Origin of the sequence: Bacillus sp. EKM206B (genome assembly GCF_011066015.1) — a bacterium.
GTDB lineage: Bacteria > Bacillota > Bacilli > Bacillales > Bacillaceae > Bacillus > Bacillus velezensis.
The window spans coordinates 113776-129483 of sequence record NZ_JAAMNL010000002.1; the positions used below are offsets into that span (position 1 = coordinate 113776).

The 15708-nt window shown below is 44.2% G+C and carries 2 protein-coding genes; both read left to right on the top strand.

The window, feature by feature from the left end:
- Positions 1-4: 4 nt before the first annotated feature.
- Positions 5-8713, top strand: a complete 8709-nt coding sequence (locus tag G9F50_RS03835) for a type I polyketide synthase (protein ID WP_060561739.1) — start codon at positions 5-7, stop codon at positions 8711-8713.
- A complete protein-coding gene (locus tag G9F50_RS03840; protein ID WP_060561738.1) occupies positions 8706-15707 on the top strand; it encodes an SDR family NAD(P)-dependent oxidoreductase in 7002 nt (2333 codons plus the stop codon). Before G9F50_RS03835 ends, G9F50_RS03840 begins: the two co-directional genes overlap by 8 nt.
- Position 15708 lies beyond the last annotated feature (1 nt).

The window sequence follows — 15708 nt, forward strand, 5'->3', positions numbered from 1 at the left end:
TTTTATGAAAGAAGCCCGTCATATTAGAAAAAAAGTACTTTCTGACATAGAAAGCGGCATCATTTCTTTGGAAGAAGGAGTAAAGCGGATACAGCAGCTTGGTTCTCATTCCGCAGGGGATAACGGACAGGCGATATATTATCAGACGGTCTGGCAGCGGACAGATCTCAGCATTCATGTAAAAGGCGGCCGACGTGAGGGCAGCCTTTTATTATTTGATAAAAATGAAGATGTGAGTAAAGAACTTGCTGCATTGCATGATACAAGGGTTATTTTGGTTAAGCCGGGGAAAGAGTTTCGAAAAACCGGGGACGGTGTATTTGAAATCGACCCCCGCTCTGAAAGAGATTACATAAACCTGTTAGGATGGCTTATAGAAGAAGAGAAGTCAGATATACGGGAAGCGGTGCATTTGTGGTCAGACATGCCGTTTGAAAAGACAGAGAGAGCGATTCGTGAACAATGCGACAGCGGAGTCTATTCTTTGTTTTTATTACAACAGGCGCTCTTCAAAAATAACTGCCGCAAACCGATCAAACTGTTATATGGATATTTTTCGCATCTTTCTGGAGAACAGCCTCTTTACGCGGCGGCAAGCGGATTTTTACGGACATTGCAGCTGGAAAATCCGTTAATCTCAGCAAAAAGCATTGAGATGGAGCAGTCAATAGCAGCTGTTCACGCAGCTGATATCATACGCAATGAGCTGAGTGATTTCCAGCCTTCAGATGTAGAGATACGTTATAAAGACATGCAGCGTTATGTTAAACAGCTCAAAACGTATGAACCCGAAAAAAATTCCGGAAGCGGAGATGTGCCGCTGAGAGAAAATGGAGTATATATTATCGCAGGAGGCGCGGGCGGATTAGGATTTACCTTTGCAGAATATTTGGCTTTTCAAACAAAATGCTGCCTTGTTTTAACGGGGAGATCTCCGCTTTCAGATCATATAAGAAAACAGCTGAGACGATTAGAGGATGCCGGTTCTTCAGCTGTTTATGTTCAGGCTGATATTACCAATAAGGAAGAAGCCGAATATGTAGTCAAAAAAGCCAAAACTTCTTATGGAAAAGTAAACGGGGTCATTCAGGGCGCGGGAATCATCCGTGACTCATTCCTTCTTAACAAGTCACGAGAGGAATTCGATCAGGTAATCAGACCGAAAGTATTGGGTACGATGTGGCTGAATGATGCTGTTGAGAAAGAAAATCCTGACTTTTTCATTTGCTTCTCCTCTACTTCCGCAGTGTTGGGAAATGTCGGGCAATCTGATTACGCGTTCGGAAACAGTTATATGGATCATTTCATGAATATGCGTTCTGCCCAGGATTCTGATACGATTTCTCTCTCTCTGAACTGGCCGCTGTGGAAAGAAGTCGGCATGCAAGTGGATGAGCGCACGGTAGAGACAATGAAAAAGGCGGGTTTTTATCCTTTAGAAAAAGAGGAAGGTAAAGAAGCGCTTGCAGTCGCATTGTCCTCCGGTTTTTCGCAATTTACTGTATTTTACGGAGATGAGCAAATTGACAATCATGTTCAGCAATTATATGAACGAAAAGACAATATTCAGGCAGATGAAGGAACAGGGAGAAATATCGAATCATTTGATTCAGAGAAACTGACAGCTGAAACATCTGATTTCATCATAAAAGTGATTGCTGCAGAATTCAGGATGCCTGCGGACAAAATAGATGCAGAAGAGGCATTGGAAAAATACGGACTTGATTCCGTTATGATTATCAATATGACGAATGAGCTTGAAAAACATTTCGGCGCGCTCTCAAAAACGCTGTTATTCGAATATCAGACTGCGGCAGAATTGTCACAGTATTTCGTTGAGGAGCACAGGGATACTCTTCTTCATAAACTCCGGTTAGGAGAAAACGGGAGCAGCACCCCATCACAGAAGAAAAAAGATCATGAAAAGACAGCCGATGTTAACGGGAAACAGAAAATCCAGATGAAAAATCAGGTGCAGCAGGAGAAGTATCATGACAATGATATCGCGATTATCGGTATCAGCGGACGTTACCCGATGGCAAATGATCTTGATACTCTGTGGGAAAACTTATTGAACGGTAAAGACTGTATAACTGAGATACCTGAGGATCGGTGGGATTCGGGGCTGCACTATCAGCCTGCGGCGGGCGACGAAGTAAAAAACCAAAGCAAATGGGGGGGATTTATTGACGATGTGTATCATTTTGATCCGTTGTTCTTTAATATTTCTCCTGCCGAAGCTGAATTAATTGATCCGCAGGAGAGACTGTTTTTAGAGACGGTTTGGCACACCATAGAAGATGCGGGGTACGCAAAGAAAACGCTTGAACGAAAAAACGTCGGTGTTTTTGCAGGGGTTATGTACGGCCACTATCAGCTGTACAGCGTTGGTCACGAAGCGGCCGTTTCTTCCTCATATGCATCAATCGCCAACCGGGTATCGTACTTCTTTAATTTCAGCGGACCAAGTATTGCTTTGGACACGATGTGTTCCTCATCATTAACGGCTGTTCATTTTGCCTGTGAAAGTTTAATCAGGAATGAATGTGAAATTGCAATTGCAGGAGGCGTCAATTTATCCATTCATCCTCATAAATATGAACTCCTGACTCAAGGCGGATTTTTATCCAGTGATGGCCGGTGCAGAAGCTTCGGTTCCGGAGGAGACGGCTATGTGCCGGGAGAAGGGACAGGTGCCGTGCTGCTGAAACCTGTAAAAAAGGCTATTGCGGACGGTGATCAGATTTATTCAGTTATTAAGGCAACAGCCATCAACCACGGTGCTAAGACGAATGGATATACTGTGCCGAATCCCAAAGCTCAAAGTGAGGTCATTACGAGAGCCTTAAAAAAAGGATTTATTGATCCAAACAGCATCAGCTATATAGAAGCTCACGGAACAGGCACCGCGTTAGGAGATCCGATTGAAATCACCGGTCTGACCAGAGCATTTTCAGGTGCCGAACGCGATAAGAAAACATGCGCGATCGGGTCGATTAAATCAAATATCGGACATCTTGAGGCTGCTGCAGGCATAGCGGGCATTACGAAAGTTATTCTTCAAATGAAACATAAAACGATTGTTCCGTCACTGACTCATTCTGCTGAATTGAATGAAAATATACCGTTTCAAAAAACACCTTTTTATGTACCGGACAGTGCCGAAAAATGGGAGTCATCCGTTCCCAGGCGTGCCGGAATCAGTTCTTTCGGGGCAGGAGGAGCTAATGCCCATGTTATTTTAGAAGAATTTGCGGATGAAGCTATCTCTCCTCTCGCGGCTGAAGAACCTGAACAGCTTTTATTTGTTTTTTCTGCAAAAAATGCCGACAGGCTGGCAGAATATGCAAAACGTGCAAAAGAACATATAGCAGCCAGAGATTATCCATTAGAAACACTTAGAAATACAGCATTTACTTTACAAACCGGCCGAGAAGAAATGCCGCACAGATTGGCTGTTATCGCCTCCACAAGAGATGAATTGCTTAAAGGGCTGACAGACTATACTCTCGGAAACGCGAGGGATCATATTTTTACAAGCGGCAAAGACACAACAGAAGCAAAAAGGATGAACAAAGCTGAGATTGAAGAAGCAGCCGCAAACAGGGATCTTGTGAAGATTGCTGAATACTGGGTTGGCGGTAACGGAGTAGATTGGCCGTCACTTTATAAAGATGTCACTTTGAGACGGGTATCAGCACCCGGATATCCATTTGCCAAAGAGCTATGCAGAATAGATGCGCAAAATACGGGAAGCCGCCGGATGAACGTAAATAACGATCTGCATCCTTACATTTCATGCAATATATCTGATTTTAAAGCCCAGAAGTTTCTTATCAATGTAAGCGATACCGATTTGTATATAAAAACAAAGTATCAAGACAAGGAAATGTTTCCGTGGCTCAGCCAGATTGAAATGGCGAGGACTGCCGGAGCGATGGCTTCAGGAAATCCGATTATTAAATTAACTGAGCTCTCCTTTAGAGAACCGATGTTACAAAGCGAAAGCAATGAGCAGATCCGGATTGTATTAACCCCGGATAATCAGGGTGCATCGTATTCTATAGAAAAACAGAGCGACTCATCCATTTATTCCTCAGGGCGGATCGAATTAGAAGACGGGGCGTACGAGAACGGAAATATTCATCTTGAGCCGTTTCTGTCTCAGCGTGCAGACCGCATACCGTACGAAGCGTTTTATCAGCGGCTTGCCGAATTCGGATACAGCTGCAGTGACAGTCTGAAAGCGGCAGAGCACTGCGTCAGCAGGAACGGACAGGTGCTTTTAAAGATAAAAGCAAAGGCCGGGCCGAAAGGGTGCATAATCAAACCGGAAGTGATTGAGAGCGCATATCAAGCCGTCATATACCTTGCGGGGGAAAATGCCGGAGAGCTCCCGGAAAATATTAAAGAATGTACGATTTTTGATCATGAGACTGAACCCGTTTATGTATATGCAGAACAAACTGAAGAGAGCGATTCGGCTTATGATGTGTATGTATTAGACAATGCCGGCGGGATTTTGATGGAACTGAGCGGGCTGGTTTTTGGCGAAAAGCCTAATAAAAATGTACGTTTTTATGAGCATAAGTGGGATCAAAAAAACCCTCTGATTGAAATGAAAGATAGGGAGCCAAAAACAATTCTGGTTTTTGCAAAAGATGAAGCGTTGGCTGGAGCTCTGAAAAATCAATCAGACAGCCGTGTCATTCTCGTCACGCCGGATCAGCGGCAGACCGATCAAAATCTGCTGACATTCTGTATAAACCCGGAAGTGACGTCAGATTATATTCGTTTATTCGAAGAATTGGAGAAAAAGGGGTTTTCTCCTGATGTCATCTTGCACACGGGAGAAACATTTTACGCGGGTGACCGCCTTCTCAGCGGCCTGGAATCAATTTTTTATTTATTAAAAGCCCTGAGCGCCCGCAATGACGCCTCTCTTTATCTTCATTCTCTGCTTCTTGTTCACTCTTTTAAAGAAGGCGTGAATGATCCGTATACGGGCGCTCTTGCAGGCTGTTTAAAAACGGCAAATATGTTGGTGCCATCCGCAGAGAATGTGAAGTCAATCGGTTTTTCAGAACGTATATCAATTGAAAAAATGGCTGAATTTTGTCTTAACGAAATGGTTTCAGGCGTGGAACGGCAGGCGGAAGAAGTTAAATATATAAATAACAAGAGGTATGTTAAGACATTAAAGGAGTATGTATTCAATCATACAGAGCACTCTCATCAGCTGAAACAGAAAGGGATTTACCTCATAACGGGCGGTTTGGGCGGTCTGGGCCTGATTTTCGCAAAATATTTAGCCTCTCAGTATCAAGCAAAATTGGTATTGACGGGAAGGTCACCGTTAACAGCTGATAAACGACATAACATTGACCGGCTGCAGGCGCTTGGAGGGGATGCGGTATATTATCAAGCTGATGCCGCAGATCAAAAGACGATGGGACGGGTCATAGAAGAAACGAAACGGACTTGGGGCTCCCTTCAAGGCGTTATTCATTCAGCTGGTCATGCCGATGATCGGTTATTTACAGAGATGAATCTGACTGATTTTTCAGAAGGCATGACTGCTAAAATTGAAGGAACGGTATGCTTAGATGAATTAACGAAAGATGAGCCGCTTGATTTCTTTATTGTATTTTCTTCTATTTCTTCGGTCTTCGGTGATTTTGGACAGGTTAACTATGCGATGGGCAATTATTTTCAAGATCAATATATAAATTGGAGATCCGAACAGAGCCGCCGGCAAGAGAGACAAGGCAAGAGCATTTCGATTAACTGGCCGTTGTGGCGTAAAGGCGGAATGCATTTAAACAAAGAAGCTGAAGACGCATATCTTTCCGCATCCGGGTTTGATTATTTGGAAACGGAAGAAGGGATAGCGGCTTTTGAGACGGTTTTGGCAAGTGACTGTCCGCAAATTTCGGTTGTTACCGGGGATGCCGGAACTACACCAGCAAAAAAAGATCTGCCGCATCAAAAAGTAAATACACTTCCGGTTCGTCAAGAGGAAAGTTCTTATCCAGCACCGGATTCTGCAGACAATGTCCTTGAAGAACTGAAGCAAATGGTGTCGGAATTATTGAAAATAAACATTGAACAGCTGGATACGGCAGAGAATTTCGGCAATCTCGGCTTTGATTCTATCAGTTTGAAAACATTAGCTGTCCGACTGAATAAAAAATACAAGCTTAAGCTGACACCTGCCGTTTTCTTTACTTACAGCCATATAAAGTCTCTTTCGGAATTTCTAAACAGTGAACTGCGTACTGTTGCAAAAGGGAATACAGATGCAGAAAAAACCATTTCTGAAAAAAGGAAAGTAGTGCACGCCGGGAAAACCACCGGGAAAACAGTGAAGCCGCCGCGAAGTTTTCCGTTTGAAAAAAAGACAGCAAGACAGGCTGACCATCATCCAGAGAAGCAGCCAGTTGCCATTATCGGGATGAGTTGTGTTTTTCCGGGAGCAAAAAATGCAGATGAGTTTTGGATCAATTTAATCAATGAAAAAGATTCAATTCAGGAAATTCCCCCGGATCGCTGGGATTGGAAAAAATACGCCGAAGGCAAAGGAAGCAGCGAAGTACATTCGAAATGGGGCGGCTTTATCAGAGATGCTGATAAATTTGATGAGGCGTTTTTCAATATTAATCCGCGGGAAGCAGAACTCATGGATCCTCAGCACAGAATTTATTTGCAGGAAACCTGGAAAGCGATAGAAGATGCGGGTTACAAAGCTTCAAAGCTGTCTGGCAAAAATATCGGGGTGTTTACGGGCATTCAATTTAATGATTACCGCCAGCTGCTGATGAGGCATTCGGACGGGGCGCATGCGTTTGCGGGAACCGGAAACAGCCAGGCGCTCATCAGCAATCGTGTATCCCACTATTTTAATTTCAGAGGTCCGAGTGAGTCCATTGATACAGCCTGCTCAAGCAGTCTTGTAGCAATCCACAGAGCTGTGCGCTCGATTCAAAATGGTGAAAGTGAGCTGGCGGTAGCAGGCGGGGTTTCGCTGCTTTTAGATCCAGTCACGCATATGTATACTGATAAACTCGGTATTTTGTCTAGGGACGGCCGATGTAAGACGTTTGATAAACTTGCCGACGGTTATGTCCGCGGTGAAGGTGCAGCTGTTCTGTTATTGAAACCATTGCAAGCGGCAATGAATGACAGAGACAATATTTACGGAGTCCTGAGAGGAACCGGAGAAAATCACGGAGGAAGATCTGCTTCATTGACCGCTCCGAACCCGGAAGCTCAGGCAGAACTGTTAACGTCTGTTTATAAAAATGCCGATATTCCTGTTGATACGATATCTTATATTGAAGCACACGGAACCGGGACAGAACTGGGAGATCCGATTGAGATTGAAGGCTTGAAAAAAGCGTTTGGATCTTTTGAGCCGCATCCAGGAAAGAATCATGACCAATATTGCGGCATCGGTTCAGTAAAAACGAATATCGGTCATTTAGAGCCCGCCTCTGGAATGCCGGGGCTGATTAAAGTATTACTATCCATGAAGTATAAAACATTGCCTGCCACACTTCATGTCAAGGAGCTGAACCCTTACATTCAATTAAGCGGAACACCGTTTCATATTGTCAATAAAACTATGAAGTGGGCCAGATTAAAAGATCGAAAAGGAAATGAAATTCCGCGCCGTGCCGGAGTCAGTTCCTTTGGATTCGGCGGGGCAAATGCTCATGTCATCGTGGAAGAATTTGAATACGGACAAGATAAAGCAGTAACTGCCGAGCGGGATCAAATCATTGTTCTATCGGCCAAAACAAAGGAAAGGCTGATGGTTAAAGCCAAAGAGTTAACAACGTTTTTACATGAAGAACTATCAGTTCAATTCAGTCAGCAAGAGGTGCAGGAACGTGATGTGCAAGAGGCGGTTCGGGAAGCGGCAGCGGGTATCCTGCGTTTAGATACCGCAAATATAGATGCAAAGACACCTCTTTCGGAATTCGGATTTGATCCGTTGGCTTATTCCGAATTAATCTCTTATATAAACCAAATGTACGGCACAGAAATATCACTAGACATATTTCAGGAATTAATGACCCTGAGCGAGCTGTGCCGCTATATCAGCAGCGTCCGGGATCGATCAGCTGATAAACCGTATAACGGCAATTTTAGAGAAAAGTCCGGAATCGGTCTTGAAGAAATAGCATATACGCTGCAAACCGGAAGGGAACCATTTGAATGCCGCCTTGCGATCACTTGCTCGAATATCGGAGATCTTCTTGAAAAATTAAACGGTTACATTCAGGGGAGCAGGCTGCAAGGTGTTTATGAAGGAAATGTAACGGATTTTGATAGTCTGTACGCTCCTTTATTCGGCGGCCCCGAAGGTCATGCATATGTTCAATCACTGATTCAGCAAAACAAGCCGGCCAAACTGGCTCAGTTGTGGACGATCGGTTGTGAAATCAGCTGGGAAGACTTGTATGAGGAGGAACTCAAACCGGTTAAACTGTCTCTTCCTCTTTATCCTTTCAGCAAGAACAGACATTGGATTCATTTAAATAAAGATGAAGCGCAGAAGGCTGAGGCTTTCTCGAACACTGAGCTTCACAACTCAAATAAAGATACAGCAGATGGAGAAATCATGTCGCTTCTTGAAAAAGCACAAACAGGTGAGATGAATACGAAAGAGACGTCAGAGCTGATAGAGGAGTTGCTTTTCCATGAATGAAAAAACGATGCAAATTGAGCAAATCGTGAAAAAGGTGAAAGAAGGCAGCCTGACGCGTGAAGAAGGGCTGGAATTAATTAAGAGCTTGGGGAAAACCCATCTATATGAAATGGTATGGGATAGACATGAATTTAAAAGCAGTGAAAAATTCCCGCATACGAAAGAGCCAATTTTATTTTTTTGCAAAGACGACAGCATGTATACCGTAATGAAGAGACAGCTTGAAGGTTATGAGGCGCCTTTCATTTACGTGACTTCCGGCGAGCGTTTCGAAGATTGCCGGAACGGTCGTTTTAAAATGAACTTTGCAAAAGATGAGGATTATGATGCGTTATGCGGGGTTCTGCGTTCTCAAAATATAAGACCCCGCCATATTATTCATTTTTTAGCTGCCGGGCTCTTCAAAAATACAGAAGATGCAATGAGAAAGCAGCTCAATAAAAGTCTTTTTTCCTTGTTTCAAATGTTTCAGGCCTTCATGGCGAACAAACTTTGTCCGAAAGCAGAAATTTTGTATCTGTATGAAAATGCCGAGGGCGAGGTTCAGCCCATTTATAACGCGGTTGAAAGTTTTCTTAAGACCGTACAGGCCGAAAACCCGAATTTCACATGTAAGGCTGCAGAGCTGAAATCAATGTTTGACGAGCCGTTTACAAAGCAGCATATTGCAGATGTCATCTCTTTTGAATGGAACAATCAATGCAAGACGGACCACTTTACCTGTTATGAGCCGAGGCATTATTATAAAAGGCAGCTTAAAAGAGTAAAAAAAGAAGATGGGGAGAAACATAGTTTCAGTGTAAAAAAGAACGGTGTGTATTTAATTACGGGTGGAGCCGGCGGTCTCGGGTATCTGTTTGCGGAATATATGGCGAAACAGGCAGAAGTCAAGCTGGTATTAACCGGGCGTTCCCCGGCATCCCGTGAAACGGCGCAAAAATTGAGCGCTCTTGAAGATCTCGGCGCTGAAGCCTTATATGTCCCGGCAGATATTTCAAAGGAAAAAGAGGCGGACGCGTTAATTAAGCACATTAAGCAGACATTCGGAGAATTAAACGGAATTTTGCACAGTGCCGGACTTGTTAAGGATGCATTTATCATAAAAAAAGCGAAAGAAAGCATAGAAGAAGTTATAGCGCCTAAAGTATTCGGAACCGTTTGGCTGGATAAAGCAGCTGAAGAAGAGCCTCTTGATTTCTTCGTTATGTTTTCATCCCTTTCGGCCGTTCTGCCTAATGCGGGTCAGAGCGACTACGCCTTCGCTAACGGATATATGGACGGATTCACCCAGTATCGAAGCATGAAGGGACGTCCCGGGAAAACACTTTCTATTAATTGGCCTTTATGGGATGCGGGGAATATGACAGTTGGTCCGGCAGAGCTGCAGGCTTTAAGACACACGGGGCTGGAACTTTTATCTGCCCAAGCAGGGCTTGCCGCTTTTCAGGACAGTATGAGCCGTTCTGCTTCTCAGCTGGCTGTTATCAGCGGAGACAAAGATAGAATAAGTGAATTACTCTCAACTGACCATAAAAAGATAGAGACTGTGCCTGAAAACAACAGTCTGCCGCAATTAAATGAAAAAGATCTGAAAAAGCAAACGATCCGTCTATTGACAGAGATTGTCGGTGCGGAAACGGGAAGACCGGCGGACAGCATTTTACCCGAGGATACATTTGACCGTTACGGAATTGATTCTCTAACGATTTTAGGTCTTAACTCCCGTCTGGAAAAGTATTTTGGAAGAGTGTCTAAGACTCTTTTCTTTGAATACAGCAGTGTTGAAGAGCTGTCAGAGTATTTTCTTGAACACTATCAACATGAGTTGAAGAAGGCGTTTTTACCGGCAGCCGAACAGCGAATTGATCATTCGGCGCCGGCGAAACGGGAGAAGCTTTCCGTTTCCCGCATACCATCCGCACCTTCCGAGGAAGATATTGCAATTATCGGTATAGCCGGCCGCTACCCGATGGCGAAGGATGTGGAACAGTTTTGGGAAAATATTTCTTCCGGAAAAGATTGTATAACGGAAATACCGAAAGAGCGCTGGGATTTTCGGAAATATTATCACACAGGTGACAATGCCCGTCATGACAGCAAATGGGGAGGTTTTATAAAAGACGCTGATAAATTCGATCCGCTGTTCTTCTCAATTTCGCCTCGTGATGCCGAGTTAATTGATCCTCAGGAACGGTTATTTTTAGAGACAGCATGGCACACGTTTGAAGATGCGGGTTACACAAAGAAAAAGTTGAAACGGCATAAGACAGGTGTATTTGTCGGCGTCACCTACAGCCACTATCAGTTATTTGCAGCCGGTGCTTCAGATGATGAGGGACGTCAGGCGCTCTTATCTTCTTATTCGTCTATCGCAAACCGGGTGTCATATTTCTTTGACCTGCACGGACCCAGCCTTGCAATTGATACAATGTGTTCTTCTTCACTTTCTGCTGTTCATTTTGCATGTGAAAGTATAAAAAGAGGAGAATCCACTCTCGCCATAGCCGGAGGAGTGAATTTATCCTTACACCCGGATAAATATACTTTACTTTCTCAAAATCATTTTGTTTCAAGCGATGGGCGCTGCAGAAGCTTTGGAGCGGGAGGAGACGGATATGTGCCGGGAGAAGGAGTCGGGGCCGTTCTTTTGAAATCGCTTTCTGCCGCAAAGGCTGACGGGGACAGGATTTACGGTGTGATTAAGGGAACATCTGTAAATCACGGCGGAAAAACAAACGGATACACTGTGCCAAATCCGGGCGAGCAGGCAAACGTCATCAGTGAAACTATTGATAAGGCGGGGATTGATGCAGACAGCATAAGTTATATTGAAGCGCATGGCACCGGGACATCTTTGGGAGACCCGATTGAAATTTCAGGTTTAACCAAAGCTTTGCACAGCTCGAAAAGCGATTATCGTTGTGCAATTGGTTCGGTTAAGTCAAATATCGGACACCTAGAGGCCGCGGCGGGAATTGCTTCTATCACAAAAGTGCTGATGCAAATGAAGTATAAACAACTTGCTCCTTCTCTTCATTCCGATAACTTAAATCCTAATATTGATTTTGAGGAAACACCGTTTTACGTGCAGTCTGAACTGACTGATTGGAAGACGCCGCAAAATCAAGCCAGAAGGTCGGGCATCAGTTCGTTCGGCGCTGGAGGATCTAATGCCCACATTATCATCGAAGAGTATAAGAATGAAGAAAAGATGGAAACGGTACAGAGCAACAAGACGCAATTTATTCTGCTTTCTGCCAAAAATGAAGAACGGCTCAGACTCTTGATTGATGCATATATAAAAGAACTGGAGCCAAAAACGTCACTAGCTGATGCCGCGTACACCTCGCAGACCGGGAGAAACGCTATGGAAGAGCGGCTCGCTGTTGAGGTTAGCAGCATTGACGATCTTCGCAATAAGCTGACGATGTATTTGCGGTCAGATCATAAGTTAAACGGTTTATATAGGGGAAAGGCCCGCCGAGGCGCTGGTCAAAAGAATGCCCTGTCAGCCGCTCACTTTGAAAATACAAGAGATATGGCCATTCACTGGGTGAACGGAGGAGACGTTGAATGGGAAGAAATGTACACTGCGGAATTACCGAAGCTTATCTCTCTTCCTGCATATCCTTTTGAACGGAACAGATATTGGGTGCCTGCCGCTAAAGCAGCAGAGAAACAGAAAAAAACAGGTGTACCGCAGAGTCTGCCCCATGCACCGACTGACTTATCATTTGATGTATTAAAAAAATCGTGGAAAAAACAAAAGGCTGCGCCTTCCGCTTTTACGAAAGGACAGGTGATGATCCTGGCTAATAGTGAAAGTGAGCGGCTTGCATTCGAATTGTTTGATTCAGATCCTCTGATTGAATCCGCTGTCATTTGCGCAGATAACTGGGATCAATCGGATGGGGAAGCCAAAAAAACGGCTCTAGCAGTCATAGAAGAAAATCCGGAAATCATCGGCATGATTGACCTGTCAGATTTGCGGAGTGATCAAAACGGGGCACGCACCGGCACAATCGGGAAGCTGACACTGCTGCAGGAAATCATAAAGACACGTAAACAGCTTTTCGTTTTACATGTGACAAGAGGGCTGCAGACATTTCTGAATGACAAGCCGTCGTTAGCCGGAGCCGAAACAGCCGGACTATATAAAATGCTGAGCGCGGAGTATCAAAAGATAAAATCAAAAACAATAGATGTAGACGGGCATGTCGGGACTGCGGCGGAACTGAGACAGGTAATCACAGATGAAGCTTGCGCTGACGGGCTGTATAGTGAAATCTGCTACCGGAACGGTGAACGTTATATTCCATACGTCGAGAAATTACATGCGGCGGAAATAAACCGGAACCTATCCGGTCTGCCGGTATGCCGTACGGATCAAACCCTGGTTATTACAGGGGGAACAAGAGGGATCGGAGCAGAACTTGCCAGACATTATGCCGGCAAGGGAGTCAAAAAACTTGTGCTGATGGGAGTAACCGACCTTCCGGAATCTGATAAAATAGCCGGCATGTTAGAAGACACCGATGAAAAGTCACCTCTTTATTCGAAATTACAACTGCTGCATGAGTTGGATCAAAAGGGAGTTCAGGTGGAAGTGTATTCCGGGCCGCTCACGGAAAAAGAAAAATTACATCGCTTCTTTTCAGAGGTGAGAATGAAGTTCGGCAAAATCGGCGGGGTGATTCATTGCGCTGGTGCAGCCAATCATTCGAATCCGGCTTTTATTCATAAATCTGATAAAGAAATAAGAGAAGTATTTGAGCCAAAGGTGCAGGGGATGCAGGTACTTCATGACATTTTTATTGATGACGAACTTGATTTCTTCATTTTGTTTTCATCTGTTGCGAGCGCTTTTCCTTTATTAGGCGCCGGAACAAGTGACTATGCCGCGGCGAACGCTTTTATGGATTACTTTGCAGCGTATCAGCATGCAGCCGGCAGAACATATTATCAATCAATTAACTGGCCGAGCTGGAAGGACATTGGAATGGGCGAGGTGACAAGTCCATCATATCAGGCACTCGGTTTACTTTCACACTCAACAGAAACAGGTATTTCCATGCTGGATGAAATCATGATGATAAACGGATATCCATGCCTTATACCGGCAAAGACACATCAGGAGAAATTCAAGCTGCAGCAGCTGCTTCAGACAAGAATTCAAGCTGCTAAAAATAACCCGGATGCTGAGGAAAAAGTGGTCTCTGGTCATGGAGACAATGAAGCTATGATCAGGAAGTTAATGGAGATTTTTTCCGCAGAGCTGAAAATACCTTACGGGAAATTAGATCAGGATACGTCTTTTGCGGATTACGGAGTTGATTCAATCTTACTGGTTCAGCTTGTCAAAAAAGCGGAAGATGCATTTCAAATAAAAATTGAACCTTCGGCTTTTCTGGAGTATCCGAGTTTTTCACAACTGGGCGCCTATTTGAACGAGTTATTTGCAAGTGAGGGGATCAGTCCTCAAATTAATTCAGAAAACATTGAGGTTCGGAAAAAAGAGCAACATATAAATCAAAATGCTTCCGAAGTACGGGACAGCGGATCTCAAATGCAACAAACCAGTCTGAACCAAATCGCTATTATCGGAATGGGCTGTGAGTTTCCGGATGCTCCGGACACAGAAACGTTCTGGAGAAATTTGAAGAAAGGACAAAATAGTGTCCGTGAAGTCCCGGCGTCGCGATGGGATATTTCTTCATACTACTCTGACACCTATGAAAAAGGAAAAAGTATCAGTAAGTGGGGCGGATTTCTTCAAGATATTGAGTCTTTCGATCCCGCGTTTTTTAATATGAACAAAAGTGAAGCATCAGAGCTTGATCCGTTAATCAAAAAATGCCTTGAGGTCAGCGTCCAGACATTGAGAGACGGCGGCTATACAAAAGAAGAAGTATCAAACAAAGAAGTCGGCGTTTTCATCGGTTCGCGGACCGGGACGTTTATGTCCAAAATAGGTTCACCTTCAAAAAATACGATCGTGGGTATAGGACAAAATTTCATAGGCGCGCATATCTCACATTTTTTTAATCTGAAAGGACCGAATCTGGTTGTAGACACGGCATGTTCTTCCTCATTGGTCAGCGTCCATCTCGCTTGTCAAAGCCTGATGTCAAAAGAGTCAGATATGGCGATTGCGGGCGGGGTTGACATTTTGCTGGATCAAAAGCCTTACGTCATGCTGAGTGAGGCTCGGGCGCTTTCACCTGAAGGAAAATGTCATACATTTGATGAGAAGGCAGATGGATTTGTACCGGGAGAAGGATGCGGCGCAGTCCTTTTGAAAAGACTTGATGACGCCCTTGCCGAAGGTGACAGAATTTACGCGGTAATTGACTCATCCGCGGTTAATAATGACGGACAGACAATGGGAATGACAACACCTAATCCGAAAGCGCAAAGCGCAGTGATAAAAAAAGCCCTGAAAAAAGGCGGAATTGATGCAGATACTCTCAGTTATGTCGAGACGCATGGCACCGGTACGATGATAGGAGATCCGATTGAATTAAAAGCGCTGACTGAAGTGTTCCGGGAGGTTACGGAAGAAACGCAATTTTGCGGAGTAGGCAGCGTAAAAACGAATTTCGGACATTTAATGAGCGCAGCGGGGATAGCGAGTATTATAAAGGTTGCCTTATCCATAAAAAATCAGATGCTCCCGCCGACATTACATTGTAAAACGCCAAATCCGCGTTTTAAATTTGATCAGTCGCCATTCTTTCCGAACACGTCTTTAAAAGAATGGCGTCCCAGAAAAGGGGTTTTGAGAGCCGGAATCAGTTCTTTTGGATTCGGGGGCACGAACGCACATATGATATTGAGCGACAGCCATCTCACGTTAGGATATGGAGAGACAAAAAGACACCCGCTTTCTCCGGTTATATTCAATAAGGAACAATGCTGGATCGACAATGGAGAAACTCCAGAAAAGGAAGAGTCAGAATTGCTGATTCCTTTACTTGATTTCAAAGAATTATAAA